Source organism: Agromyces sp. NPDC058136 (assembly GCF_042884375.1).
Lineage (GTDB): Bacteria > Actinomycetota > Actinomycetes > Actinomycetales > Microbacteriaceae > Agromyces.
In genome coordinates this window covers 750,727-774,535 of record NZ_JBHVUA010000001.1, presented here as the reverse complement: position 1 = coordinate 774,535, position 23,809 = coordinate 750,727, and the positions used below count along the sequence as shown (strand labels likewise).

The following is a 23,809-nucleotide window of genomic DNA, read 5'->3' as shown; positions in this document are numbered from 1 at the left end:
GCATCGTCAGCCGACTGCTACTTCTTCTTGCAGTGCAGCTTCGCGAAGTCGACCTTGATCTCCTTCACGTGCTCGCGCGTCCCGTCGTCGTGACGGACCGCGACCGTGATGCTGCCCTTCTTGAGCTTGTCCGTGCCCGTGTCGAACGAGTGGTACACGGCCGAGCCTGCGGCGACATCGGCGATCTCATGGGTGCCCCACGGCGTCGTGATGACGACGTCGGATGCCACGTTGCCGGTGTTCGCGGCGTAGACCCCGAGGTCCACGGTGCCGGCGACGCACTGCGGTGCCGCGGTCGCCGTGACCCCGAGCTCGACGGGCAGCGGCTCGTCGATCGTGACCTCGGCGGTCTGCGACGCCTCGGCGTTGCCCGCGACGTCGGTCGAGCGGTACTCGACCGTGTGCGTGCCCGCTCCCGTCACCGTGACCGGCTCGCCGTAGGCGGCCCAGTCGCCGCCGTCGACCCGGACCTCGGTGCCGGCGAGACCCGAGGTCTCGTCGACCGCCGTGAGGGTGAACACCGCGCCGCGGTCGATCTCGCCGACCGTCGCCGTGGTGACCGGTGCGACCGTGTCGAGCCGGACGCTCGTCGAGCGCACCTCCTCGACGTTGCCCGCCTGGTCGGTCGAACGGAAGCGGACGGTGGTCTCGCCCTCGCCCGTCACCTGCACGGGCTCGGTGTAGGCCGTCCACGCGCCGTCGCCGATCGCGTACTCGGTCGAGGCGACACCGGTGCCGTCGCCGTCGCCCGCCGTGAGCGCGAAGCTCGGAGCGGCCGTGTACCAGCCCTCGGCGCCGTTCGGCTCGGCCGGGGTCCACCCGAGTTCGGTCGTCGGCGCCGTGACGTCGATGACCGGGACCTCGAGGTCGAACGAGTCGAACTCGACGACGACCGGCTCCTCCTGCTGCGGGCCGATGGCCATGAGGCCGATGCCCCGCAGTGCGCGGTCGAACGTGATCGGCGCACCGATCGACGTCCAGTTGACGCCGCCGTCGCTCACCTCGGCCGAGTAGCTCGACCCCGACTTCGTCACGCGCAGGTACCAGTACCCGCTCTCGCTGGAGTCGGCGATGTTGAGGTTGCGGCTGCCGATGCCCGACGCGTCCTTCTCACCGGCGAGCTCGGCCCGGAGGTCGAGCGCACTGCCCGGGTTGTTGTACGCGACGATGTCGGCCTTGACGTAGTTGTCGTCGTCGGCCCACATCATGAGCCCGGCCAGCTGGTAGCGGTGCTTCAGCGGCGCCGTGAACTTCGTGGTCGCCACCCAGTCGCCCTCGGGCGCCTCGGTGAGGATGAAGTTGCGCGGCGACACGGGGTTCGACCCGTTGATGTCGCCCGGCTGCGTCTCGATCTTGAGGTGGCCGTCGGCGACCTCGAGGTGGTTCGAGTCGTAGCGGACGCTCTCCGCCCAGCGGCAGCCGTCGAGCGCCGTGCCGTCGAACGCGTCGCTCGGCGTGACCGGGGTGCGCGTGTCGGCGTCGGGCGTGACCCGCAGCCAGTCGACCTTCGCGACCGTCGGCGTCGAGCCGAGGTCACCCGCGGCCATGACGCCGAGGCGTGCGTTCGGCTTCTGCTGCAGCTGGCCGGCCAGGGCCGTCCAGTTCTGCCCGTCGGCCGAGTACGCGCCCTTCAGCACGCTGCCGTCGCTCGTGAGCTTCAGGTGGATCGTGCTCGGGAAGTCGGCCGGGAGCGCCGGAGACGCAGCCGTCGAGCGCGAGCCCGCCGTCTCGCTCTGGAACTCGATGAACCGTCCGCCGCTCTGGTTGCGCACGAAGGCGAGCTTGTTGTACTCGTCGTCGCTGCCGTGGAGCACGAGACCGGCCCACTGCCAGTGCGAGGTGTGCGCGAGGTCGATCTTCGTCGTCGCCTCCCACGCCCCTGCGGGGGTGGGCTTGCCGATGAAGCTGACCGGACCGGTCGCGGCCTCGTTGATGTCACCCGGCGTCACGGGGAGCGTCACCGCTCCGCCCGACTGGGTCACCGGCACCGTGCCCGAGCGAACCGTCCACGACGGTGCGAGCGCCGGAGCGTCGAACTCGTCGGAGAAGGGTGCGCCCACGCACATGAGCGGCTCGAGCGGCTGCTCGGGCTGGGGGCCCTGCGGGTCGGTGTCGATCGCGAACTCCGAGAAGTCGACGGCGCCCGCCGAACCCGAGTGCGCGACCATGAACATGCCGACGTCCTGCGTGCTCGCGGCGGCCGCGAGGGTCACCGCACCGCCCACCTGGGTCCAGCTCGTGCCGTTCTTCGAGAAGTAGGCCGTGTACTCGGTGCCCGACCGCTTGAGCTTCACCCAGGTGGGGTAGCTCGTCGAGCCGCCCGCGACCGAGGTGTTGAGCTGTCCGTTGCCGTCGGGGTCCGCGAGGAACTCGACGCCGTTGTTCGGACGGATGCCGACCATCGCGTAGCCGGGCGAGGTGCCGGGCTGCGTGAGGTCGTTGCGCACGATGATGCCGGCCTTCGCCGAACCGTTCGTGTTCTGCTGGGCGTCGACCTTGACGACGGCCTCCCAGTCCTCGTCGCCGCCCGCCGGAGCGTACAGCGTCGAGTACTCGTCGACCCCCTGCCAGGTGTTGTCGCCGGCGCCGGTGATGCGGAACTTGCCGGCACCGATGCGCTCGAAGAGGCCGTCGGCGTTCGTGAACGGCACGAGGGCACCGAACAGCTCACCGACCTGCGACAGGACGGTGCGCGAGGTCTTCGACTTGCCCGCGGCGTTCGTCGCGACCGCGGTGAGCTCGTAGAGCCCCTCCTCGGGCGACGACCAGGCGGCCGTGTACGGCGCCTCGGTGTCGGTGCCGATCGACTCGCCGTCGACGAAGAACTCGACCGAGGTGACCGAACCGTCCGTGTTGAACTCGTCGCTCGCCGCGGCTTCCACCGTGACATCCTGACCGGGCTCGAGCTGGACGCCCGCCGCCGGCGAGGTGATCGCGACCTCGGGGGCCGAGGTCGGGGACGAGCCCCGGCCGATCGCCTCGAGGAAGTTGAGCTTCACCTCTCCGCCCCGGAAGACGAGGAAGAGGTTCATCGAGTCACCCGAGAACGAGCTCACGTCGAGCGTGACGTCCGCGAAGCGGGTCGAACCGGTCGCAGGAACCGCGGCGGTCGCGAGCAGTGCGCCGTCGGCGGCGCCCTGGCGCAGCTCGATGCTCGTGCCCTCGGCGACCGCGGAGACCCGCAGCGCGAGACGGTCGATGCGGTGGAAGCTCACCGGCTCGTAGTTCACCCAGTCCCCGTCGCGAGCGACGACCATGCGGTCGCCCTCGGCGCCGCCGACGTCGCGGCTCGCGACGACGGAGACACCGGGCGAGGAGGTGTCGAAGAACTCGGCCTGCTTCACCTTCGGGAACACGAGCGTCGTCGCCGAGCCCGTGAGCGGGTTGACCCCGCCTGCGCCGCCGTGGTCGGTGTACCGGGCGTCGATCGCGAAGAAGATGTCCTCATCGGGGGCGTGGCCGCCGAGGCTCGTCGGCGTGGTGCCGGTGAGACCCGAGAGCGGGGTGAGCGGGTGCGCGTGGTCGTCGTGGCCGAGCGCCGGCTGGATGATGACCTCCGAGCCGTCGACCGTGCCGTCCTCGGGGTCGCTCACCTGGGAGGCCCAGTTGAGGTCGTCGCCGAAGTCGAAGAACGCACCGGTCGGCGGCAGCGAGATGCCGACCTGCGGGCGGGTGTTGCCGACGGTGATCGGCGCGGTGGTCGTGCCGGTCTTGCCATCGGGGTCCGTGACCGTCAGACGGGCGTCGTAGACGCCGTCGGCGGCGTAGCTGTGGCTCGCCTGGGGGGTCGTCGCGTCGGTCGTGCCGTCGCCGTCGAAGTCCCACGCGTACTGCAGCGCGGCGTTCTCGGGGTCGCTCGAGCCCGAGCCGTCGAAGGTCAACGCGAGCGGCGCCTGACCCGAGTCGCGGTCGATCGAGATCTTCGCGATCGGCGAACGGGAGCCCTGGATGTAGTCGATGCGGTGCAGGCCCGAGTTCGGGTTGTCACGGCCGAAGCCGCCGCCCCAGTCGAGCACGTAGAGCGAGCCGTCGGGGCCGAAGCGCGAGTCGATCGGGGCGAGGAACTGCTCCTGCGGGAGGAACGCGTTCACCTTCTCGATCTGGTCGCCCGGGGCCGCGTCGCCGCCTGCGAGCTGGATGGAGTACATCTTGTTGCGCGCCCACTCGTAGAAGAAGGGCTTGCCGTCGTACGACGCCGGGAACTTCGTGTCGCTCACGAGCTCGGGGTCGTACTCGTACACCGGGCCGCCCATGGGGGCGAGGCCGCCGCCCTGCGGGATGATGCCGGGCACCGACGAGCGCTTGTAGCCGTATGCGAGGTCGGCGCCGCGCGCGGCGGGGAGCTCGGTCAGACCGGTGTTGCGGGGCGAGTCGTTGATCGGCGCGGCGCAGTCGAAGTAGTCGCCGACCGTGACGGGGTTCGTCGTGTAGTCGACGTCGCGGAACGGCTCGTTCTGGCCCATGCAGAGCGGCCAGCCGTAGTTGCCGGGGCTCGTGATGTAGTTCCACTCCGCGATGCCGGCGGGGCCGCGCGTGGCGGGCGCGTCGCTGCCGTTGTCGGGGGAGTAGTCGGCGAGGCTGATCGCACCGGTCGACTGGTCGACGGAGAAGCGGAAGGGGTTCCGGAAGCCCATCGCGTAGATCTCGGGCAGCGTCTTGTCGTTCGCGTCGGCGGCCTCGGGGAAGAGGTTCCCCTCGGGGATCGTGTAGCCGGGGCCGTCGGCCTTCGGCGTGATGCGCAGCAGCTTGCCGCGCAGGTCGTTCGTGTTCGCCGAGGTCTCACGGGCGTCGTGGAACGTGCCGGGGCGCGTCGACAGCGGCGCGTAGCCGCCCGAGGGCTCCGAGTGCGGGTTCACGTCGTCGCCGACGCCGAGGTACAGGTTGCCCTGCGCGTCGAAGTCGAGGCCGCCGCCGGTGTGGCCGGGCTCGTCGGGGAGGCGCCGCGCGGGCACCTCGATGATGAGCTCCTCGGTCGCCGGGTCGATGACGCCGTTCTCCATCGTGAAGCGGGAGACGCGGCTGAAGAAGCTCGACGGGTCGGAGTTGTTCGGCGCATCGGGCGAGCGGTAGAGGTACACCCGCCCGTTCTCGGTGAACTTCGGGTCGAGGGCGATGCCGAGGAGGCCGTCCTCACCGCCCGAGTAGACGTCGAGCTCGAGGGCGGTGGTCACGGCGTTCGTCGCCGGGTCCCAGACGCGGACCTGGCCGCGCACGAGCTCGGTGTAGAACACGCGGCCGTCCTCGGCGATGTCCATCGCGAAGGGGGCCGAGGTGTTCTCGTCGAGCGCGACCTTCTCGAAGTTGCTCCAGACGGTGCCGCCGCAGTCGCCGGCCTCGACGCCCGCGGCGTACTTCACGCCGCCGACGAGGTGCTTCATGAGGTCGGGCTCTTCGAAGTGCGAGCCGTAATGGCCCATCGCGGTCACCCAGGCACGGCCGCCGTCGTAGGGCTTGCACCACGAGATCGGGTGGTCGTAGCCCATGCCGTTGCTGCCCGCGGTGTAGGTCGACTCGTCCATCGAGGCGAGCACGTGCGCGGTGCCGCGCACGTTGTTCGAGAAGTTGTACCACTCGTCGCCGCGGGTCCAGCGGTCGGCCTCGAAGTGCTCGGTCGAGGGGTGCGTGTGGTCCTCGATGCGCACGGTGCCGGTCTGGCCGGGGTCGGTGCCGGTGGCGGCGTGGCCGGGCATGAGCGAGCCGACGAGCTCGTCCCACCAGGCGTAGTTGCCGCGCATGTCGGTGGCGTTGTGGATCGCGACGATGCCGCCGCCGGCCTCCTGGTAGCGCTCGAGCGCGGCCTTCTGGTCGGCGTTCCAGGGGTCGCCCGAGGTCTGGAACATGATGATGGCGTCGTACTCGGCGAGGGCCTGGTCGTTGAAGACCGTGGAGTCCTCGGTGTGGGTGACCACCATGTCCTCGGCTTCGAGGGCCGCGGTGATCAGGGGCGTGCCCTTGTCGATCGCGTCGGTGTGCCGGTACTGCGTGGTCTTGGTGAAGATCAGCACATGGGCGCCGTCGTGCGCCTGTGCTGGTGCGGCGGTCGCCACGATCGCGCCGGCGGCGAGTATCGAGGCGAGTGTCCCGGCGAGGAGCCGGGAGAGGACATGGGGCAGCTTCGTCAGCATGAGACCTCCGTTGGTTTCCAATGCTGGACACGCGTGCGCTCGCGAGCGAGATGCGAGTCCGGTTTGAACCTAGGGGAGACTTTTGCCGCACGTCAAGCAAAAGATGTTTACTGCTCGACTTCTTACGAATCTTGTATGTCTGGTAATGCTTTTGCGTGATGCAGAACGCGCGCACCAGTCGACGTTCATGTCGCCCCGCTCACGGGAGCGGCGCCACCGCCGCCCACGGTACCGTCAGCTCGCCGAGGCGCGCGCGTCGCGGCCCGCCGATGATCGGCCAGCCCTCGTGGCGCAGGGTCGCGATCGTCGCGATCCACCGCTGCGACGGCCCGTAGACCGTCATCGCCGCATGGGTCCGCCACGCGAGGTCGAGATCGCCGAGCAGCGCATGGATGCGCTCGCCCGGCACGTTCCGGTGGATGAGCGCCTTCGGCAGGCGTTCGGCGACGATCGAGGGCAGCTCGAGCCCCGAGCGGCGCAGGCTCACGGTGAAGGTCCGAGGTCCGGATGCCCCGAGCCCGACCCAGCTCGACACCCGCCCCAGTTCGTCGCAGGTGCCCTCGACGAGGAGGCCGCCCGGGGCCAGCCGCGAGCGCATCAGCGCCCAGGCGGCCGCGACCTCCGACTCGTCGTACTGCCGCAGCACGTTGAACGCGCGGATCACGGCGGGGCGGGCGCCGCCCGGCACCGGCACCTCGAAGCCGCCGACCGCGAAGTCGACGTCGAGTCCCCGGTCGAAATGCGCCTCGCCCGCGTGCACGCGCGCGAGCTGATCGCGCGCGACCCGTACCCGCTCGGGTTCGATCTCGAGGCCGAGCACCCGCACGTCGGGCCGGACGTGCGCGAGCCGCGAGGCGAGCTCGAGGGTGGTCACGCCGCTCGCCCCGTAGCCGAGGTCGACGACGAACGGGTCGGTGGCGTGCAGCAGTGCGGGGTGCGCGGCGATCCAGCGGTCGACCCGGCGGAGACGGTTCGTGTTCGTGGTGCCCCGGGTCACGGTGCCCACGCGCTGCCCGGGCCGGAGGCGCCGGGGGTGGGGCGAGGCGTCCGCGGGCATGCCCCAAGTCTGACAGCCTCGACGGCGGCCGCCGGGCATCCGGCCGTCATCGACCTTCATGCGGGCGGGGCGTCCGGAGCCCCGCCGCTAGGCTGGAGGCATGCCTCACACCCTCGTGCTGCTCCGTCACGGCAACAGCGAATGGAACCAGAAGAACCTGTTCACCGGTTGGGTCGACGTCCGGCTCTCAGAGCTGGGCCTCACCGAGGCCGCGCGCGCGGGCGAGCTGCTGCGCGAGTCGGGCATCCTGCCCGACGTGCTGCACACCTCCGTGCTGAGCCGTGCCATCCAGACCGCGAACATCGCGCTCGACGTCGCCGACCGTTCCTGGATCGACGTGCGCCGCACCTGGCGCCTCAATGAGCGCCACTACGGTGCGCTGCAAGGTCTCGACAAGGCCGAGACGCTCGAGAAGTACGGCCCCGAGCAGTTCCAGCTCTGGCGCCGCTCGTTCGACGTGCCGCCGCCCGCGCTCGCCGACGACGCCGAGTACTCGCAGGTCGGCGACCCGCGCTACGCGAACCTCTCCGACGACGAGCTGCCCCGCACCGAGTGCCTGAAAGACGTCATCGCGCGCATGCTGCCGTACTGGCAGGAGGGCATCGTGCCCGACCTCGCCGCAGGCAAGACGGTGCTCGTCACCGCGCACGGCAACTCGCTCCGCGCACTCGTGAAGCACCTCGACGGCATCAGCGACGACGACATCGCCGAGCTCAACATCCCGACGGGCATCCCGCTCGTCTACGAGCTCGACGACGAGTTCCGCCCGACGAAGCCGGCCGAATACCTCGACCCCGAGGCCGCCGCGGCCGGCGCCGCCGCGGTCGCCGCGCAGGGCAAGAAGTAGCGAGAACGCGAGAAGGGCGGATGCCGGTGGCATCCGCCCTTATGCGTGTCTGAAGCGGGGTCTCGAGACGCGTCCTCCTTCGTCGGGCGCTCCTCGACCACCGGGCGACCCGACCCCCCGGTCGGATCAGTTCGCCGACTTCTCCGGGTCCCAGTCGCCGGTCGCGAGGTACTGGACCTTCTTCGCGATCGAGACGGCGTGGTCGGCGAAGCGCTCGTGGTACCGGCTCGCGAGGGTCGCGTCGACCGTGTCGACGGTCTCGCCCTTCCACTTCTCGCCGAGCACCTTGTCGAACACAGAGAGGTGCAGTGCGTCGACCTTGTCGTCCTCGTTGCGGATCTCCTCGGCGAGGTGCACGTCCTCGGTGCGGAGGAGCTCCACGAGCTTGCGGGCGATCTCGACGTCGAGGCGGCCCATCTCCGAGAAGGTCGGGCGCAGCGACTTCGGCACCACCTTGTCGGGGAACCGGTAGCGGGCGAGCTGCGAGATGTGGGTCGACATGTCGCCCATGCGCTCGAGCGAGGCGCTGATGCGCAGCGCGCTCACGACGATGCGCAGGTCGCGGGCGACGGGCTGCTGCTTCGCGAGGATGGTGATGGCGAGCTCATCGAGTTCGACGGCCGCCTGGTCGATCTTGTCGTCGTCCGCGATGACCTCTTCGGCGAGGCTCACGTCCGATTCGTTGAACGCCCGCGTCGCCTTGTCGATGGAGATCGCGACGAGGTCGGCGATCTCCACGAGTCGGTCCTGCACCTCGGCCAGCTCCTGCTGGAACACCTCACGCATGTCGGATTCCTCTACCTCTCGTCGCTCGCGCGCACAGCACGAACCCTCCGGGATGACCCGGCTCCGGGACATCCTCCCGGCCGAAGATGAACAACGGGTGCCGGGACGTTGAACACTCCCTAACGTACCGCCGCACAACGGAAAGACGGTCTCTCGCCGCCTGGCGCCTCGTTAGTCTGGTGCCATGGAATCAACCTGGGCGGTGCTCACGGCGCTCGCCTTCGGCATCTTCCTCGGCGCAGCATTCATGATCGTGCTGCACTTCGCCGAGCGACGCGGCTCGAGCGCCGCGAAGGTCGTCGCACCGACGATCCCCGACGGGGTGGACCAGGTCCTCGAGGTCCTCGAATCGGCCGGCGTCGTGCTCGATCCCTCGAACAACGTGCTGCGCGCCTCGCCCGGCGCCCTCTCGATGGGGCTCGTGCGGCAGCAGGCGCTCGTGCACCCCGAACTCCTCGACCTCGTCACCTCGGTGCGCCGCTCGGGCGAGCCCGTCGCCGACGAGGTCACGGTCGCCCGTTCGCCCTACGGCGAGTCGCCGCTGCGCCTGCGGGTGCGGGTCGCCCGCCTCGGCACCCGCTTCGTGCTCCTCCTCGCCGAGGACCGCACCGAGTCGCACCGCCTCGACGAGGTGCGCCGCGACTTCGTCGCCAACATCAGCCACGAGCTCAAGACCCCGATCGCCAGCGTGAGCCTTCTCGCCGAGGCGCTCGACCAGGCCGCAGACGAACCCGACCAGGTGCGCCGCTTCGCCGGCCGGCTCTCGGTCGAGGCGAGCCGGCTCGCGCACATCACGAGCGAGGTCATCGAGCTCTCGCGCCTGCAGGCCCGCGACGCGCTGCGACCCGACGTGCTCGTCGACGTCGATGAGATCGTCGCCGCCGCCGTCGACCAGAACCGCGTCGTCGCGGGCGGCAAGCGGGTCGACGTCGCCGTGAAGGCCGGCACGGGCGCGCAGGTCTACGCCGACCGCGCCCTCATGATCGTCGCGGTGCACAACCTCGTCGCGAACGCGATCGCCTACTCGAACGAGGGCGGGCGTGTGGGCGTCGGGGTGAAGGTCGACGGCGACGAGGTCGAGATCGCCGTCACTGATCAGGGCATCGGCATCGAGAGCGACGACCTCGACCGGGTCTTCGAGCGCTTCTACCGCGTCGATCAGGCGCGCTCGCGCAACACGGGCGGTTCGGGGCTCGGGCTCAGCATCGTGAAGCACACGGTGCAGAACCACGGCGGCGACGTCCGCGTGTGGTCGCAGCCCGGCCGCGGCTCGACGTTCATGATCAAGCTTCCGCTCGCGCAGTCGCCCGTCCTGGGCGAGGAGCGCGCCGAACTCGCAGCAACCCAGCAAGGAGACCGTCAGTGACCCGCATCCTCCTCGTCGAAGACGAGATCGCCCTCTCCGACCCGCTGAGCTTCCTGCTCGAGCGCGAGGGGTACGAGATCGAGGTGGCCGCCGACGGCCCCTCGGCGATCGCCGCCTTCGACCGCGACGGCGCCGACCTGGTGCTGCTCGACCTCATGCTGCCGGGCCTGCCCGGCACCGAGGTGTGCCGTGAGATCCGCACCCGTTCGACGGTGCCGATCATCATGCTCACCGCGAAGGACAGCGAGATCGACATCGTCGTGGGCCTCGAGCTCGGCGCCGACGACTACGTCACGAAGCCCTACAAGACGCGGGAGCTCCTCGCCCGCATCCGTGCGGTGCTGCGCCGCCGCACCGAGATCGAGGACTTCGACGAGGCGGTGCTCGAGGGCGGTCGCGTCAAGATGGACGTCGATCGTCACACGGTCGAGGTCGACGGGGCGCCCGTGCCCATGCCGCTGAAGGAATTCGAGCTGCTCGAGCTGCTCATGCGCAACCCCGGGCGAGTGCTCACCCGCGGTCAGCTGATCGACCGGGTCTGGGGCTCCGACTACTTCGGCGACACCAAGACCCTCGACGTGCACATCAAGCGCATCCGCTCGAAGATCGAGGCGGCGCCGTCAGAGCCGGTGCAGCTCGTCACCGTGCGCGGCCTCGGCTATCGATTCGAGGCGTGAGCCACGCGCCCCCGGTGGGCGCCGCATACAGCGAAGAGCGGATGCCACCTGGCATCCGCTCTTCGCGTCGTTCTGGGGTGCGAGCGCGGCTCAGGGAACCAGCGACTCGTACTCGGGGAGACGCCCGTCGAGCACGGGCACCTGCTTCTCGACGCCCTCGGCCGAGCCGTACTGGAAGTAGATCGGGAGGTTCGCGCCGGGCTTGGTGTCGATGCCCTCGAGGATGATCGGCTCGACCTCCTCTTCGCCTTCGACCGCGTCGGCGCCGAAGGCGACGGTCTCGCCGGCCTTCACGGGGATGGTCACGGTGTCGCCGCCGTCGACCTGGACGTCGAGGCTGACCTTCTCGTCACCGTTGTTGATGATCGTGAGCACGAGGGTGCCGTCGACGCCGTCTTCGCTCACGACGAGGATGTTGCGGAGGTCGAGGTCGCCGACGTTCGCCGAGACGCCGTCGCTCGCGTCGTAGTGTTCGGTCGTGGCCTGGTAGGTGACCATCGAGCACCCGCTCGCGCCGAGAGCGACGCCGAGGGCCAGAGCAGCGGATGCGGCGAGACGCGCCTTCACAGAACCTCCAAAGTGCGGAAATGCGCGCACGAACCAGACAGCACGTGCGATCGAATCCGAGCATATCGTACGCCGGACCGCCCGTGAGAAGGGGAGGCGAACCTTAGCACGATCGCGAATGTGATATCCTGAAAGTTGCCGAAAGGACTACTATTCATGCTTTTTGAGGTTGGCGAAACCGTCGTTTACCCCCACCACGGTGCCGCAACGATCACCGAGGTCAAGAAACGCATCATCAAGGGTGAAGAGAAGCTCTACCTCAAGCTGAACGTCACGCAGGGAGACCTCGTCATCGAGGTGCCCGCCGAGAACGTCGACCTCGTCGGCGTTCGCGACGTCATCGGCAAGGAGGGCCTCGACAAGGTGTTCGAGGTGCTGCGCGCCCCCTTCACCGAGGAGCCGACCAACTGGTCGCGTCGCTACAAGGCGAACCTCGAGAAGCTCGCGTCGGGTGATGTCATCAAGGTCTCCGAGGTCGTCCGCGACCTGTGGCGCCGCGACCAGGACCGCGGGCTCTCCGCCGGCGAGAAGCGCATGCTCGCCAAGGCACGCCAGATCCTGATCTCCGAGCTCGCGCTCGCCGAGAAGACCGACGAAGAGGCGGCTTCGACCGTGCTCGACGAGGTGCTCGCCTCCTAGGCGATCCAGATCCACGACGACGGCGGGTGCTTCGGCACCCGCCGTTCGTCGTTCAGGGCCGACGTCGCGCACGCGGACGGCGCTACGCTCGAACCGTGAGTTCTGCGATCGCCGTCATCGTCGTCGCCGCGGGCAGCGGCACCCGCCTCGGACGCAGCGAGCCGAAGGCCTTCGTCCCGCTCGGCGCCGGCACGGTGCTCGCCGCGGCGGTCGCCGGCGTGCTCGCGATGCGGCAGACCCCGCACCTCGTGCTCGTCGTGCCCGCCGACCGTGTCGAGGCGACGCGTGAACGCTTCGCCCCCGATGCGGCGGCCGCTGGAGCGGGGTTCGAGGTCGTCGCCGGGGGAGCGAGCCGTCAGGAGTCGGTCGCGGCGGGCCTCGCGGGGCTCCCCGCCGCCGTCGACACGGTGCTCGTGCACGATGCAGCCCGGGCGCTCACCCCGGCCCCGCTCTTCGACGAGGTCGCCGCCGCCGTGCGAGCGCGTCGCCGCGGCATCGTCCCCGCCCTCGACGTCGTCGACACCGTCAAGCGGGTCGACGACGACGGTCGCGTGCTCGAGACCGTCGACCGCTCGAGCCTGCGCTCCGTGCAGACCCCGCAGGGCTTCCCACGGGCCTCGCTCGACCACGCGTACGCGACCGCGCGCGAGGAGTTCACCGACGACGCGGCGCTCGTCGCGGCCGCGGGCCTCGTCGTCGAGACCGTGCCGGGCGACGTGCGCGCCTTCAAGATCACCGTGCCCGCCGACCTGCGGCGCGCCGAACAGCTCGTGGCCGAGCGGGTGCGAGTGGATGGCTCGGCGAGCCCCGCGCTCGAACGACCGCCGTATGTGGCATCCGTCACGGGCCCGCGCGTCGGAACCGGCATTGATGTTCACGCATTTGCGGACGATCCTGACACGCCGCTCTGGCTCGCGGGATTGCACTGGCCGGGGGAGCGAGGCCTCTCAGGACACAGCGACGGTGACGCCGCCGCGCACGCGATCTGCGATGCGCTGCTCGCCGCCGCCGGCCTCGGCGACATCGGCGGCATGTTCGGAACGGACGACCCGCGTCTCGCAGGCGCGCACGGCGAGGTGTTCCTCGCCGAGACCGTGCGGCGTCTCGCCGATGCCGGCTTCCGCGTCGGCAACGTGTCGGTGCAGGTCGTCGGCAACCGCCCCAAGCTCGCGCCGCGTCGTGCAGAGGCCGAGGCATTGCTCGCGCGCATCGTGGGCGCGCCCGTGAGCGTCGCGGCGACGACCACCGACGGGCTCGGATTCACCGGGCGCGGCGAGGGCGTTACTGCGATCGCGACGGCGACGATCCTGTCGGACTGAGGCCCGGCATGAGTCGGCGAGTCGATGTCGTTCTAGCGGCCGGTCCTTTTGCGATCGCGGCGCTGCTGAGCTTCATCCTCATCTCTTCAGTGGTCGACGTCGCGGGCGACCTCGCGGCGTATGTTCCGTTCATGCGCTTCGGGGAGTCGCCCCTCTGGCTGGCCGTCCTGGTCTACGGCGCGTTCGCGGCAACGTTCGCATGGATCGGCGTGAACATACTTCGAGGGCGACGGCCTCCACGAACGTGGGGGCGCAGCGGCGATCCGCGCAAGCGCTGAGGCGCGCCAGCCGCCACAGCCAAGCCCGGCGACGGCGCGCCGCTAAACTCGACAGGTGACCGTGCGACTCTACGACTCGAAGGCCCAGGCGCTGCGCGACTTCACGCCCCTCCGCGAGGGGCGCGTCGGCATCTACGTCTGCGGTCCGACCGTGCAGTCGAGCCCGCACATCGGGCACCTTCGCAGCGCCCTCGTCTACGACCTCATGCGTCGCTGGTTCGCGTACCGGGGCAACGAGGTGATCTTCGTGCGCAACGTCACCGACATCGACGACAAGATCCTGCAGGCCGCCGTCGACGAGGGCACGAGCGACACGTGGTGGGCGCTCGCCTACCGCGTCGAGCTCGAGTTCACCGCCGCCTACAACTCCCTCGGCATCCTCCCGCCGAGCTACGAGCCCCGAGCGACCGCGAGCGTGCAGCAGATGCAGGAGCTCATCGCCCGCCTCATCGAGCGCGGCCACGCCTACCCCGCCGACGACGGCTCGGGCGACGTCTACTTCGACACCTCGAGCTGGCCCGCCTACGGCGAACTCACCCGTCAGTCGCGCGACAAGATGGAGGCGGCGGCCGACGCCGACCCCCGCGGCAAGCGCGACCCCCGCGACTTCGCCCTGTGGAAGGGCCGCAAGACGAACGAGCCCGCGTCCGCGAGCTGGCCGTCGCCGTGGGGCGACGGCCGCCCCGGCTGGCACATCGAGTGCTCGGCGATGGCGGCGCGCTACCTCGGCACCGAGTTCGACGTGCACGGCGGCGGGCTCGACCTGCGCTTCCCACACCATGAGAACGAGCTCGCCCAGTCGAACGCGGCGGGCGACGCCTTCGCCCGGTACTGGGTGCACAACGGCCTCGTGAACATCGGCGGGCAGAAGATGTCGAAGTCGCTCGGCAACTCGGTCTACGCCGCCGAGCTCTTCGCCCTCGCGAGCCCGCTCGCGGTGCGCTACCTGCTGGGTGCCGCCCACTACCGTTCGACCCTCGACTATTCGCCGTCCTCGCTCCTCGAGGCCGAGGCGGCCGTCGACCGCGTCCGCGTGTTCCTCGAGCGCGTCGAACGCCGACTCGCGGGCACCCGCTTCGCGGGCACCGGCGCCCCGGTCGCACCCGAGGCGTTCGACGCCGCGATGGACGACGACCTCGGCGTGCCGCAGGCCCTCGCCGTGCTGCACGACACCGTACGCGCCGGCAACCAGGCCCTCGACGCCGAGGAGCTGCACGACGCGGCGACCGCCCACGGGCAGGTCGTCGCCATGGTGCAGGTGCTCGGCATCGACCCCCGAGACCACCACTGGGCCGCGGCCGACGCCGGCCCCGCGGCATCCGCGCTCGACGCTCTCGTCACGCGGCTCATCGAAGACCGACAGGCTGCACGCGAGTCGAAGGACTACGCCGCAGCCGACCGCATCCGCGCCGAACTCACGGCCGCGGGCATCACCATCGAAGACAGTCAGACCGGCACGCATTGGAGTTTGGGATCATGAAGGGCAGCAGCGGCAAGTCGCGCGCCGGAGCAGTGCGCAAGGCGAAGAACAAGCAGGTGGGTTCGGGCGGCCAGGGCCGTCAGGCCCTCGAGGGCAAGGGCCCCACGCCGAAGGCCGAAGACCGCGCCTGGCACCCCGCCGGCAAGCGCAAGGCGGCGCAGGAGCGCTACGCGGCCGCCGGCGGCCGTGGCAAGGCGGGCGGCAAGGTCGCAGGCCAGGGCCGTGGCGCGGGCGCGCCCCGCGGCGCCTCGGGTGCGGCGCGACGTTCGAAGTCGGGCGACGAGTCCGAGATCGTGACGGGTCGCAACTCCGTCGTCGAGGCGCTGCGCACCCGCATCCCCGCGACGACGCTCTACATCGCGGCGCGCATCGAGATGGACGACCGGGTCAAGGAGGCGATCAAGATCGCCACCAACCGCGGCATCCCCATCCTCGAGGTCATGAAGCCCGAACTCGACCGCCTCGCGGGCGAGGGCGGCGTGCACCAGGGCCTCGCGCTCAAGGTCCCGCCGTACGAGTACGCGCACCCGATCGAGCTCCTCGACGAGGTCATCGCCCGCGACGAGACCCCGCTGTTCGTCGCCCTCGACGGCATCACCGATGCCCGCAACCTCGGCGCGATCATCCGCTCGACCGCCGCGTTCGGCGGGCAGGGCATCATCGTGCCGCAGCGCCGCTCGGTCGGCGTCAACGCCGGCGCCTGGAAGACCTCGGCCGGCGCCGCCGCACGCGTGCCCGTCGCGATGGCGTCGAACCTCACGCAGACCCTCAAGAGCCTGAAGGAGCGCGGCGTCTTCGTGCTCGGCCTCGACGGCGACGGCGATGTCTCGCTGCCCGGCCTCAGCTGGGCCGAACGGCCGATCGTGATCGTCGTCGGCAGCGAGGGTAAGGGGCTCTCGCGCCTCGTCGCAGAGACCTGCGACGCGATCGTCTCGATCCCGATCAGCGCCACGACCGAGTCGTTGAACGCCGGCATCGCCGCGTCGGTCACGCTCTACGAGATCTCGAAGCTGCGCGCCGCGGGCGAGTAGGCCAGCAGCGCGCGACGCACGGTTCCGCGGGGCATTCGGCATCGGCCGGATGCCCCGCGGCCGGTCTCAGACCTTCAGACGCCAGTCTTCGTCGTCGTCGGGGTCGATCGCACTGATGGCCTGCGTCTCGGTCGGCACGACCTCGATCGCCGCGGTCAGCGCACCGGTCGGCGGGTCGATCATCGTCGCCTCGTCGCGCCGGTGGCGGAGCACCGTGTTGATGTAGCTCGTCACCGCTTCGGCGAGGGGGATGTCGTGCCCCGCCTGCTGCGCCATGAACCAGCGGTGCTCGAGCAGCTGGTGGAAGACCTCGGCCGGTTCGAGCTTGCCGCGGAGCTCGAGCGGGATCGCCCGCACGACCGGTTCGAACACGCGCATGAGCCACTCGTGCGCGACCATCTCCTCGTCGAGGTGGTCCTTGCCGTAGGCGGCGCGGTACGAGTCGAGGTCGTTGAGCAGGCGACGGGCCTGGTTCTCGCCCGCGTCGAGGCCCGTGAGCCGCAGGAGCCGGCGCTGGTGGTGGCCGGCGTCGACGACCTTCGGCTGGATGCGCACCGTCGTGCCCGACTCATCCGTCTTGATCGCGAGCTCTTCGATGTCGAAGCCGAGCTCGTTCAGGCGGTTCACGCGCTCGTTGATGCGCCAGCGTTCGGTCGAGGAGAACGACTCGGAGCCGGTGAGCTCCTTCCACAGGCTGCGGTACGCCTCGACGATGCCGTTGGAGATGTTGACCGGGTCGAGCTCGTCGGCGACCTTGCCGCCCGCCTCGAGGTCGAGGAGTTCGCCCGCGATGTTGACGCGCGCGATCTCGAGGTCGTTCTCGCGCTGCCCGTTCGAGAGGCCGCCCTCGTAGAGCTTGCCCGTCTCGGCGTCGACGAGGTACGCCGCGAAGGCGCCCGCGTCGCGGCGGAACAGCGTGTTCGAGAGCGACACGTCGCCCCAGAAGAAGCCGACGATGTGCAGGCGAACGAGGAGCACCGCGAGCGCGTCGACGAGGCGGGTCGCCGTGTCGGGACGGAGCGTCTGCGAGAAGAGCGCGCGGTAGGGCAGCGAGAAGCGCAGGTGCCGGGTGACGAGCACGGGCTTCAGCTCGTCGCCCTCCTCGTCGGTGCGGTTCGTGATGACCGCGACCGGTTCGACGCACGGGATCTCGAGGCGCTGGAGGGTGCGCAGCATCTCGTACTCGCCCTTCGCCATCTCGGCGGTCGTCTCCTTGACGGCGACGACGTGCCCGCCGAGGTGCGCGAACCGCACGAGGTGGCGCGAGATGCCCTTCGGGAGCGCGGCGATCGAGTTGCTCGGCCACGACTCGAGCGGGAGATCCCACGGCAGGTCGAGGAGGGCCGGATCGGCCATCGCCGAGGTGATCGAGAGTGAACCGCTCATCACTGACTCCTGATCGGGCTGGGTCGGATGGAGGAGATCGAGAGTGAACCGCTCATCACTGACTCCTGGTCGGGCTGCGTCGGATGGAGGTGATCGAGAGTGAACCGCTCATGCGTCGATCCTTCCAGAGGTGCGGATGCCTCGGGGCCGAGGCCGCCGGGAGACGACGATGCCGGCCGGGCGAATCGCCCGACCGGCATCGATCGTCATGAGGCGCGAGGTCAGCTGACGACGGCCTTGTTGCCGAGGCGGTGGCCCGACTCGGCGTCGAAGAGGTGCACGTGGTTCGGCGTCGCGGTGAGGTACACCTTGTCGCCGGCGTTCGGGTGCGCGCGGCCGTCGACGCGCGCGACGATGTCGGTGCGCTTGCCCTCGACGGTCGAGTGGCCGTAGAGGTAGCCGTCGGCGCCGAGCTCCTCGACGAGGTCGACGTCGACCTCGAGGCCCTCGCCGGGGGTCGACGACACGACGATGTCTTCAGGGCGGACGCCGATGGTGGCGACCGTGCCGTTGGCCTCGGCGAGGATGTCGCGGTCGACCGGCACGATGGCCGAACCGAACTTGACGCCCGACTCGGCGAGGTCGGCGTGGAAGAGGTTCATCGCGGGCGAGCCGATGAAGCCGGCCACGAAGACGTTCTGCGGCTTCTCGTAGAGGTCGCGGGGGGTGCCGACCTGCTGGAGCAGGCCGTCCTTCAGCACGGCGATGCGGTCACCCATGGTGAGCGCCTCGGTCTGGTCGTGCGTGACGTAGACCGTCGTGACGCCGAGGCGGCGCTGGAGCGACGCGATCTGCGTACGGGTCTGCACACGGAGCTTCGCGTCGAGGTTCGACAGCGGCTCGTCCATGAGGAAGACCTGGGGCTGACGGACGATCGCGCGGCCCATGGCGACGCGCTGACGCTGGCCGCCCGAGAGGGCCTTCGGCTTGCGCGACAGGTAGGGCTCGAGGTCGAGGAGCTTGGCCGCCTCGAGGACGCGCGCGGCGCGCTCCTCCTTGCCGACGCCGGCGATCTTGAGCGCGAAGCCCATGTTCTCGGCGACCGTCATGTGCGGGTACAGCGCGTAGTTCTGGAAGACCATCGCGATGTCGCGGTCCTTCGGGGGAACATCGGTGACGTTGCGGTCGCCGATGAAGATGTTGCCGTCGTTGACCTCTTCGAGGCCGGCGAGCATGCGGAGCGACGTGGACTTGCCGCAACCCGACGGGCCGACGAGCACGAGGAACTCGCCGTCGGCGATCTCGAGGTCGAGCTGGTCGACCGCGGGGCGGGTGCCGCCCGGGTACAGGCGGGTGGCCTTGTCGAACGTGACTGACGCCATGGTTCTTTCTCTCCTTCACCGGCAGGTACGTGCCGGACGATCCGTAGTGAATGGAAGCGCGTCGACATCGACGCCTCCTCAGTATCGCACGCGGGAACGAGTGTTCCGGCCACGCGGCATCCCGCCGACTTCGCCTGGGCGGGCGCGTTCAGCGCCCGTTTGGGTGATTCCCAGCCATCCTCCCTACTATCGTCATTGCGTGCGCCTGCACTCGCGCGCGCCCACACAGCGACCGGAGTGACCATCGATGAGCAACGGCGGATCGAACCAGCCACGCCCCACCCGTAACCAGCAGCGCGAAGCCGCGCGCGAGAAGGCGAGGGAGCTGCGCGAAGCGCAGAAGAAGAAGGAGCGTCGGAACAAGTTCTTCCTGATCGGCGGCGTCACCGTCGCCGTCGTGCTCGTGATCGGCCTGGTCATCGGCGTCGTCGTGCAGAACACGAAGCCCGCGGGCCCCGGCCCCGCCAACATGGCGAGCAACGGCATCCTCCTCACCGGGGTCGACGGCGTCGTCACCCCCGTCGAGACGAAGGCGCTCGCCGCCGACGCCGATCCCATCCCGACCGAGCAGGACGACAGCGGCACCGTCGCGAACATCGTCGTCTACGTCGACTACCTCTGCCCCTTCTGCGGCGACTTCGAGAACACGAACGGCGACGCCATCCGCAAGATGGTCGAGCAGGGCGCTGCGACCCTCGAGACGCACCCGCTCGCGATCCTCACGAACCGCTCGGCGGGCACCCAGTACTCGCTGCGCGCCGCCAACGCGGCCGCCTGCGTCGCCGACAACTCGCCCGAGACGTTCCTCGACTTCAACGCGCTGCTGTTCGCGAACCAGCCCGAGGAGGGCTCGACCGGCCTCACCAACGACGAGCTCAAGGGCTTCGTGAAGGAGGCGGGCGGCGCTTCGTCGATCAACGAGTGCATCGACTCCAAGCAGTTCCACGGCTGGGTCAACAACGCGACCGAGCGCGCCCTGACGCAGCCCGTGCCGAACTCCGACCTCGAGTCGATCAAGGGCACCCCGACCGTGCTCGTGAACGGCAAGCAGTACGTGGGCTCGCTCACCGACCCGGCCGAGTTCCAGTCCTTCGTCCTCCAGGCGACGGGCGAGGCGTTCTCGGAGTCGACCTCGACGCCGTCGCCGACCCCCACTCCGACGCCCGCGTCGTAGTCACGAGGCATCCCGACGAGGGCCCGGCGTTCGCGCCGGGCCTTCGTCGTCCCAGCCGGGTAGGATGTCCGGCGGGGCATCCGCCCCAGGCCGGCTTGGCGCAATTGGTAGCGCACCGCTCTTGTAAAGCGGTGGTTGCGGGTTCGAGTCCCGCAGCCGGCTCTTGACCGAAGAGATCCCCGGCGGGCGGCCCGGCGACGTTTCGCACGGCCCCGCCCACCGCCACGCCCATGTCCATCCGCATGTCGAGCGCACCCGCATGCCCGTCTGGGTCGCGATCGTGCTCGCCGTCGTGTTCGGTGCGGGCACCGCGCTGCAGTCGCGGGTCAACGGGCAGCTCGCGGCCGAGCTCGACGACCCGTACACGGCCGCCGCGATCTCGTTCGGCTCCGGGCTCGTCATCCTGAGCGTCGCGCTCACGGTGTGGCGGCCCGGGCGCGAGGGCGTCGGCAGGGTCGTCGCAGGCCTGCGCAGCGGCCGTCTCGCGTGGTGGATGGTGCTCGGCGGCCTCGCCGGAGCCTGGTTCGTCATCACGCAGGGGCTGTCTGCCGGGGTGCTCGGCGTCGCGATGTTCACCGTCGCGATCGTCGCGGGCCAGACGGTCGGCGGCATCGTGTTCGACGTCGTCGGGCTCGGCCCGGGCGGTCGCCGCCCGCTCACGCCGATGCGGGTGCTCGGCGCGGTGCTCGCGCTCGTCGCGATCGGATGGGCGGTGTCGGCGCAGCTCGCGCACGACGTGCCGCTCCTCGTGATGCTGTTCCCGTTCACGGCGGGGCTCGGCGTCGGCTGGCAGCAGGCGGTCAACGGGCGGGTGAAGGTCGAGGCCGACAGCGCGCTCACTGCGGCGTTCGGCAACTTCGCCGTCGGCACCGTCGCCCTCGTCGTGGTCATGCTCGGGCACGCGGCGATCGAAGGATGGCCCGAACGGCTGCCGAGCGAGCCGTGGCTCTACCTGGGCGGGGCGATCGGCTGCATCTTCATCGCCGGTCAGGCGCTCGTGGTGCGCGTCATCGGCGTGCTGCTGCTCGCCCTCTGCGGGGTGGCGGGGCAGCTCGCGGGCGCGCTCGCGCTCGACCTGTTCGTGCCGACGGGCCGCCCGGTCGACGCCGCGACCATCGGCGGCACGGTGCTCGCCGTCGCCGCGGTGGCGGTCGCCTCGATCCGCTGGTCGCGCCACCGGCATCGCGCCCCCGACGCGGACGCCGAGGCCGACGCCCCGCTCAGCTGAGCGAGCCGAACCGCGGCGCAGGGCGTTCGGCGGGGCGCGCGGGCCGCCCGCGCTCGGGTCGCCCGCCCACGTAGAGCCAGCCGAGCAGTTGCTCGCCGGGCGCGAGCTCGTGCATCTCCGCGACGGCCGGATGCCTCGTGAACGGCCCCGTCCGCCACATGACGCCCCACCCGGCCTCGTCGAGGAGCAGGCTGAGCAGATGCCCGACGCCCGCGGCGGCGACGAGCTGCTCCCACTCGGGCGCCTTCGGGTGCCATCGCGGGGTGAACACGAGGGCGATGACGAGCGGCGCGCGCAGCGGCTTCGCCGCGAGCTTCTTGGACGCTTCGCCCTCGAAACCCGACGCGGCCACGAGGGCCGCGCCGAGCCGTTCGCGGGCGGCGCCCCGCAACGCGATCGTCCGCCAGGGCCGGAGGGCCGCATGGTCGGCGACCCGTTCGGCGACGCCGAGGAGCTCGAGGAGCTCCGCGTCGCTCGGCGAGGCATCCGTCACCTTGGGGGCCGAGCGCCGGGCGAGCGCCGCCTCGCGAACCGACGCCACCTCAGGACTCGGGCGTGAAGCCGAGGGCGAGCGAGTTCATGCAGTAGCGGTCGCCCGTGGGGGTGCCGAACCCGTCGGGGAACACGTGCCCGAGGTGCGAGCCGCAGTTCGCGCAGCGCACCTCGGTGCGCACCATGCCGAGGGTGCGGTCCTCGATGAGCTCGACCGCCTCGGGCCGGACCGACTCGTAGAAGCTCGGCCAGCCGCAGCCCGAGTCGAACTTCGTGCCGCTCTTGAAGAGCTCGGCGTTGCACGCCGCGCAGTTGTAGACGCCGGCGCGCTCCTCGTCGAGCAGCTCGCCCGTCCAGGGGCGCTCGGTCGCGGCCTCGCGGAGCACCGCGAACTGCGCGTCGCCCAGCTCGGCACGCCACTCGGCATCGCTCTTGTTCACTGGGTAGGACATGGGGGCTCCTCTCGGGGTCGCGGACGACGCATCCATCGTCGCAGCTTCTCGGCGCGGCGATCGCGCACAACGGATGCAACGCCGCTGCGCGGCCGTCTGTTCCGCGCTGCGGCACACGCCGCGAACACTCGGCGCACTCCCGGCGGGCGTTCTCTAGGATGTGCTGCAGACGGTCGGACGGCCGTCGTGACGGGAGGTGCGGGATGAGCGCGGAGCGCGTGCCCGACCGCCCCGACGACGTCGGCCTCGACGATCGCCAGCTCCGTGTGCTCGCCTTCGAGGGGCGCGCCTGGCAGCAGCCTGCGCGCAAGGCCGAGGCGATCCGCGCCGAGTTCGGCATCTCGGCGGCCCGCTACTATCGGATCCTCGGCGAGCTCATCGACTCGCCTGCGGCGCTCCGCCACGATCCGATGCTCGTCAAGCGGCTGCAGCGGATGCGTTCGGCGCGCCGCGTCGCTCGTTCCCGTCGTTCGATTCCCCTCGGCCGCCCGCTCGACTGAGCCCGGCCCCGACCCGATCTGGATCCCATGGCGCAGAAGTTCCCTCGCGATCGTTTCGACTCGATCCCGCACGGCATCGATCGGGTCGGTGCGCACCGTGCGCCCGCGCGGCGCGGTGCGAAGTGGATCCGCTTCGGCTGGGCGGCGCTCGCGACCGTCGTGCTCGCGGGCGTCGGCATCGCGGGCGTCATGGTGTTCAACGAACGGCTGAACGTCGCGAGCGGGCCCGACCCGGTCGAGACGCAGGCGCCGGTCGCGACCGCCGAACCCACCATCGCGCCCGACCTCAAGGTGACCGTGCTCAACGGCACCACGACCGCGGGGCTCGCGGCCAACGCCCAGGACATGCTGACGGCCGGCGGCGTGCCGGTGGACGCCACGGCCAACGCGAGCACGAACGACCTCACCGAGACGGTCGTCTACTACGCGACCCCCGACCTCGAGGGCGCCGCGCGCGGCGTCGCGAGCGTGATCCCCGAGGCCGACGTCCGCCTCTCCGAGAGCTTCGCTGCGACGGGCACGCCGCTCGTCCTGGTGCTCGGCTCCGACTTCGCGCAGGCGACGGGCGCCGCCCCCGCCGGCTGAGCCGACCGAATCGTTGCCATTCTGCGACCATTCGTGACGCGAACCCCCTTGCGTCGGGGTCGCGCGGTGTGACTATCTGGTGTTGGTCGCCCGAGCCCGTGTGCACGTCCGGCACCTCAGGTGCCCCGTCCGCCGGTGCCGAGTGCGACCCGGTACAGGCGACAGGCACGTGCTGATCCACACACCGCAACATGGGAGCAACGCATGGCGAACGGAACCGTCAAGTGGTTCAACGCTGAAAAGGGATACGGGTTCATCACCGTCGACGGTGATGGCCAGGACGTCTTCGTCCACTACTCCGCCATCGACATGGCCGGGTACAAGGTGCTCGAAGAGGGCCAGCAGGTCGTCTTCGAGGTCGGCACCGGATCGAAGGGGCCGCAGGCCGAGGCCGTCCGTCCCGCCTGAGCGCAGCACAGCTCTGAACGCGCCGTCGTCCCTCCGACGGCGCGTTCGGCGTGTCCGGCCCGATTCGGTTCCTCCGGCCCGGACGGATGG

General features: G+C 70.4%; 21 protein-coding genes and 1 tRNA gene. 14 read left to right on the top strand and 8 right to left on the bottom strand.

The window, feature by feature from the left end; all coding sequences use genetic code 11:
* Window positions 1–17 precede the first annotated feature (17 nt).
* Window positions 18–6,125 carry a ThuA domain-containing protein gene (locus ACFVTX_RS03675; protein WP_386898123.1) on the bottom strand — a complete coding sequence of 2,036 codons (6,108 nt, stop codon included), beginning with the start codon at window positions 6,123–6,125 and terminating at the stop codon, window positions 18–20.
* 199 nt (window positions 6,126–6,324) lie between these two features.
* Complete coding sequence (locus ACFVTX_RS03670) at window positions 6,325–7,182, bottom strand: class I SAM-dependent methyltransferase (RefSeq protein WP_386898122.1); 858 nt, start codon at window positions 7,180–7,182, stop codon at window positions 6,325–6,327.
* A 100-nt stretch (window positions 7,183–7,282) separates the two neighbouring features.
* Here ACFVTX_RS03670 and ACFVTX_RS03665 point away from each other — a divergent pair, with 100 nt between their 5' ends.
* On the top strand, window positions 7,283–8,029 hold the full coding sequence (locus tag ACFVTX_RS03665) for a phosphoglyceromutase (RefSeq protein ID WP_386898120.1): 747 nt from the start codon (window positions 7,283–7,285) through the stop codon (window positions 8,027–8,029).
* Between the two features lie 126 nt (window positions 8,030–8,155).
* Here ACFVTX_RS03665 and phoU read toward each other — a convergent pair whose 3' ends face one another.
* On the bottom strand, window positions 8,156–8,815 hold the full coding sequence (gene phoU / locus ACFVTX_RS03660) for a phosphate signaling complex protein PhoU (RefSeq protein ID WP_386898118.1): 660 nt from the start codon (window positions 8,813–8,815) through the stop codon (window positions 8,156–8,158).
* A 184-nt stretch (window positions 8,816–8,999) separates the two neighbouring features.
* Between phoU and ACFVTX_RS03655 the strand changes: the two genes are divergently transcribed.
* A complete protein-coding gene (locus tag ACFVTX_RS03655) occupies window positions 9,000–10,181 on the top strand; it encodes a sensor histidine kinase (RefSeq protein ID WP_386898117.1) in 1,182 nt (393 codons plus the stop codon).
* Window positions 10,178–10,858 carry a winged helix-turn-helix domain-containing protein gene (locus ACFVTX_RS03650; RefSeq protein WP_386898115.1) on the top strand — a complete coding sequence of 227 codons (681 nt, stop codon included), beginning with the start codon at window positions 10,178–10,180 and terminating at the stop codon, window positions 10,856–10,858. The genes ACFVTX_RS03655 and ACFVTX_RS03650 overlap by 4 nt, the downstream gene beginning before the upstream one ends.
* Before the next feature lie 90 nt (window positions 10,859–10,948).
* Here the strand turns inward: ACFVTX_RS03650 and ACFVTX_RS03645 are convergent, their stop codons facing one another.
* Window positions 10,949–11,425 (bottom strand): hypothetical protein, encoded by a 477-nt coding sequence (locus ACFVTX_RS03645; protein ID WP_386898114.1) that lies wholly within the window; start codon window positions 11,423–11,425, stop codon window positions 10,949–10,951.
* 156 nt (window positions 11,426–11,581) lie between these two features.
* Between ACFVTX_RS03645 and ACFVTX_RS03640 the strand changes: the two genes are divergently transcribed.
* From ACFVTX_RS03640 to rlmB, 5 genes are all read left to right on the top strand, one after another.
* Window positions 11,582–12,064, top strand: a complete 483-nt coding sequence (locus ACFVTX_RS03640; RefSeq protein ID WP_022889889.1) for a CarD family transcriptional regulator — start codon at window positions 11,582–11,584, stop codon at window positions 12,062–12,064.
* Window positions 12,065–12,159: 95 nt separating this feature from the next.
* The gene (ispD, locus tag ACFVTX_RS03635) at window positions 12,160–13,383 is read left to right on the top strand and encodes a 2-C-methyl-D-erythritol 4-phosphate cytidylyltransferase (protein WP_386898112.1); all 1,224 of its coding nucleotides are present in this window, start codon (window positions 12,160–12,162) and stop codon (window positions 13,381–13,383) included.
* Between the two features lie 8 nt (window positions 13,384–13,391).
* Window positions 13,392–13,661 carry a hypothetical protein gene (locus ACFVTX_RS03630; RefSeq protein WP_386898111.1) on the top strand — a complete coding sequence of 90 codons (270 nt, stop codon included), beginning with the start codon at window positions 13,392–13,394 and terminating at the stop codon, window positions 13,659–13,661.
* Window positions 13,662–13,716: 55 nt separating this feature from the next.
* On the top strand, window positions 13,717–15,141 hold the full coding sequence (gene cysS, locus ACFVTX_RS03625) for a cysteine--tRNA ligase (RefSeq protein WP_386898109.1): 1,425 nt from the start codon (window positions 13,717–13,719) through the stop codon (window positions 15,139–15,141).
* Window positions 15,138–16,172 carry a 23S rRNA (guanosine(2251)-2'-O)-methyltransferase RlmB gene (gene rlmB / locus ACFVTX_RS03620; RefSeq protein ID WP_386898107.1) on the top strand — a complete coding sequence of 345 codons (1,035 nt, stop codon included), beginning with the start codon at window positions 15,138–15,140 and terminating at the stop codon, window positions 16,170–16,172. Before cysS ends, rlmB begins: the two co-directional genes overlap by 4 nt.
* Window positions 16,173–16,238: 66 nt before the next feature.
* On the opposite strand, the gene ACFVTX_RS03615 is transcribed toward rlmB, so the two are convergent.
* Window positions 16,239–17,558, bottom strand: a complete 1,320-nt coding sequence (locus ACFVTX_RS03615) for a DUF4032 domain-containing protein (RefSeq protein ID WP_386898105.1) — start codon at window positions 17,556–17,558, stop codon at window positions 16,239–16,241.
* A 221-nt stretch (window positions 17,559–17,779) separates the two neighbouring features.
* Window positions 17,780–18,880 carry an ABC transporter ATP-binding protein gene (locus ACFVTX_RS03610; protein ID WP_386898103.1) on the bottom strand — a complete coding sequence of 367 codons (1,101 nt, stop codon included), beginning with the start codon at window positions 18,878–18,880 and terminating at the stop codon, window positions 17,780–17,782.
* A 247-nt stretch (window positions 18,881–19,127) separates the two neighbouring features.
* Between ACFVTX_RS03610 and ACFVTX_RS03605 the strand changes: the two genes are divergently transcribed.
* The 3 genes from ACFVTX_RS03605 (at window position 19,128) to ACFVTX_RS03595 (ending at window position 21,282) form a co-directional block, all read left to right on the top strand.
* Window positions 19,128–20,054 carry a DsbA family protein gene (locus ACFVTX_RS03605; protein ID WP_386898102.1) on the top strand — a complete coding sequence of 309 codons (927 nt, stop codon included), beginning with the start codon at window positions 19,128–19,130 and terminating at the stop codon, window positions 20,052–20,054.
* Between the two features lie 89 nt (window positions 20,055–20,143).
* A tRNA-Thr gene (locus ACFVTX_RS03600) sits at window positions 20,144–20,216 on the top strand.
* Window positions 20,217–20,313: 97 nt separating this feature from the next.
* Entirely contained in the window at window positions 20,314–21,282 is a 969-nt protein-coding gene (locus ACFVTX_RS03595; protein ID WP_386898100.1) for a DMT family transporter, read from the top strand.
* On the opposite strand, the gene ACFVTX_RS03590 is transcribed toward ACFVTX_RS03595, so the two are convergent.
* Both ACFVTX_RS03590 and msrB read right to left on the bottom strand, forming a co-directional pair.
* The gene (locus tag ACFVTX_RS03590) at window positions 21,275–21,823 is read right to left on the bottom strand and encodes a nitroreductase family protein (RefSeq protein ID WP_386898099.1); all 549 of its coding nucleotides are present in this window, start codon (window positions 21,821–21,823) and stop codon (window positions 21,275–21,277) included. The two genes, ACFVTX_RS03595 and ACFVTX_RS03590, sit on opposite strands and share 8 nt — an antisense overlap.
* A gap of 1 nt (window position 21,824) precedes the next feature.
* Entirely contained in the window at window positions 21,825–22,226 is a 402-nt protein-coding gene (msrB, locus tag ACFVTX_RS03585; RefSeq protein WP_386898097.1) for a peptide-methionine (R)-S-oxide reductase MsrB, read from the bottom strand.
* 203 nt (window positions 22,227–22,429) lie between these two features.
* Here msrB and ACFVTX_RS03580 point away from each other — a divergent pair, with 203 nt between their 5' ends.
* The 3 genes from ACFVTX_RS03580 (at window position 22,430) to ACFVTX_RS03570 (ending at window position 23,719) form a co-directional block, all read left to right on the top strand.
* Window positions 22,430–22,726, top strand: a complete 297-nt coding sequence (locus ACFVTX_RS03580) for a DUF3263 domain-containing protein (RefSeq protein ID WP_386898095.1) — start codon at window positions 22,430–22,432, stop codon at window positions 22,724–22,726.
* Window positions 22,727–22,753: 27 nt separating this feature from the next.
* Window positions 22,754–23,311: a LytR C-terminal domain-containing protein gene (locus ACFVTX_RS03575; protein WP_386898093.1), complete on the top strand. Its 558-nt coding sequence runs from the start codon at window positions 22,754–22,756 to the stop codon at window positions 23,309–23,311.
* A gap of 204 nt (window positions 23,312–23,515) precedes the next feature.
* A complete protein-coding gene (locus ACFVTX_RS03570) occupies window positions 23,516–23,719 on the top strand; it encodes a cold-shock protein (RefSeq protein ID WP_022889901.1) in 204 nt (67 codons plus the stop codon).
* Window positions 23,720–23,809 lie beyond the last annotated feature (90 nt).

Excerpts from the sequence above, each read along its gene's own strand:
- ACFVTX_RS03675 (WP_386898123.1), bottom strand. The coding sequence starts at position 6,125 with ATGCTGACGAAGCTGCCCCATGTCCTCTCCCGGCTCCTCGCCGGGACA.
- ACFVTX_RS03670 (WP_386898122.1), bottom strand. The coding sequence starts at position 7,182 with ATGCCCGCGGACGCCTCGCCCCACCCCCGGCGCCTCCGGCCCGGGCAG.
- ACFVTX_RS03665 (WP_386898120.1), top strand. The coding sequence starts at position 7,283 with ATGCCTCACACCCTCGTGCTGCTCCGTCACGGCAACAGCGAATGGAAC.
- phoU (WP_386898118.1), bottom strand. The coding sequence starts at position 8,815 with ATGCGTGAGGTGTTCCAGCAGGAGCTGGCCGAGGTGCAGGACCGACTC.
- ACFVTX_RS03655 (WP_386898117.1), top strand. The coding sequence starts at position 9,000 with ATGGAATCAACCTGGGCGGTGCTCACGGCGCTCGCCTTCGGCATCTTC.
- ACFVTX_RS03640 (WP_022889889.1), top strand. The coding sequence starts at position 11,582 with ATGCTTTTTGAGGTTGGCGAAACCGTCGTTTACCCCCACCACGGTGCC.
- ACFVTX_RS03630 (WP_386898111.1), top strand. The coding sequence starts at position 13,392 with ATGAGTCGGCGAGTCGATGTCGTTCTAGCGGCCGGTCCTTTTGCGATC.
- rlmB (WP_386898107.1), top strand. The coding sequence starts at position 15,138 with ATGAAGGGCAGCAGCGGCAAGTCGCGCGCCGGAGCAGTGCGCAAGGCG.
- ACFVTX_RS03615 (WP_386898105.1), bottom strand. The coding sequence starts at position 17,558 with ATGAGCGGTTCACTCTCGATCACCTCGGCGATGGCCGATCCGGCCCTC.
- ACFVTX_RS03610 (WP_386898103.1), bottom strand. The coding sequence starts at position 18,880 with ATGGCGTCAGTCACGTTCGACAAGGCCACCCGCCTGTACCCGGGCGGC.
- ACFVTX_RS03605 (WP_386898102.1), top strand. The coding sequence starts at position 19,128 with ATGAGCAACGGCGGATCGAACCAGCCACGCCCCACCCGTAACCAGCAG.
- ACFVTX_RS03595 (WP_386898100.1), top strand. The coding sequence starts at position 20,314 with ATGCCCGTCTGGGTCGCGATCGTGCTCGCCGTCGTGTTCGGTGCGGGC.
- msrB (WP_386898097.1), bottom strand. The coding sequence starts at position 22,226 with ATGTCCTACCCAGTGAACAAGAGCGATGCCGAGTGGCGTGCCGAGCTG.
- ACFVTX_RS03580 (WP_386898095.1), top strand. The coding sequence starts at position 22,430 with ATGAGCGCGGAGCGCGTGCCCGACCGCCCCGACGACGTCGGCCTCGAC.
- ACFVTX_RS03575 (WP_386898093.1), top strand. The coding sequence starts at position 22,754 with ATGGCGCAGAAGTTCCCTCGCGATCGTTTCGACTCGATCCCGCACGGC.
- ACFVTX_RS03570 (WP_022889901.1), top strand. The coding sequence starts at position 23,516 with ATGGCGAACGGAACCGTCAAGTGGTTCAACGCTGAAAAGGGATACGGG.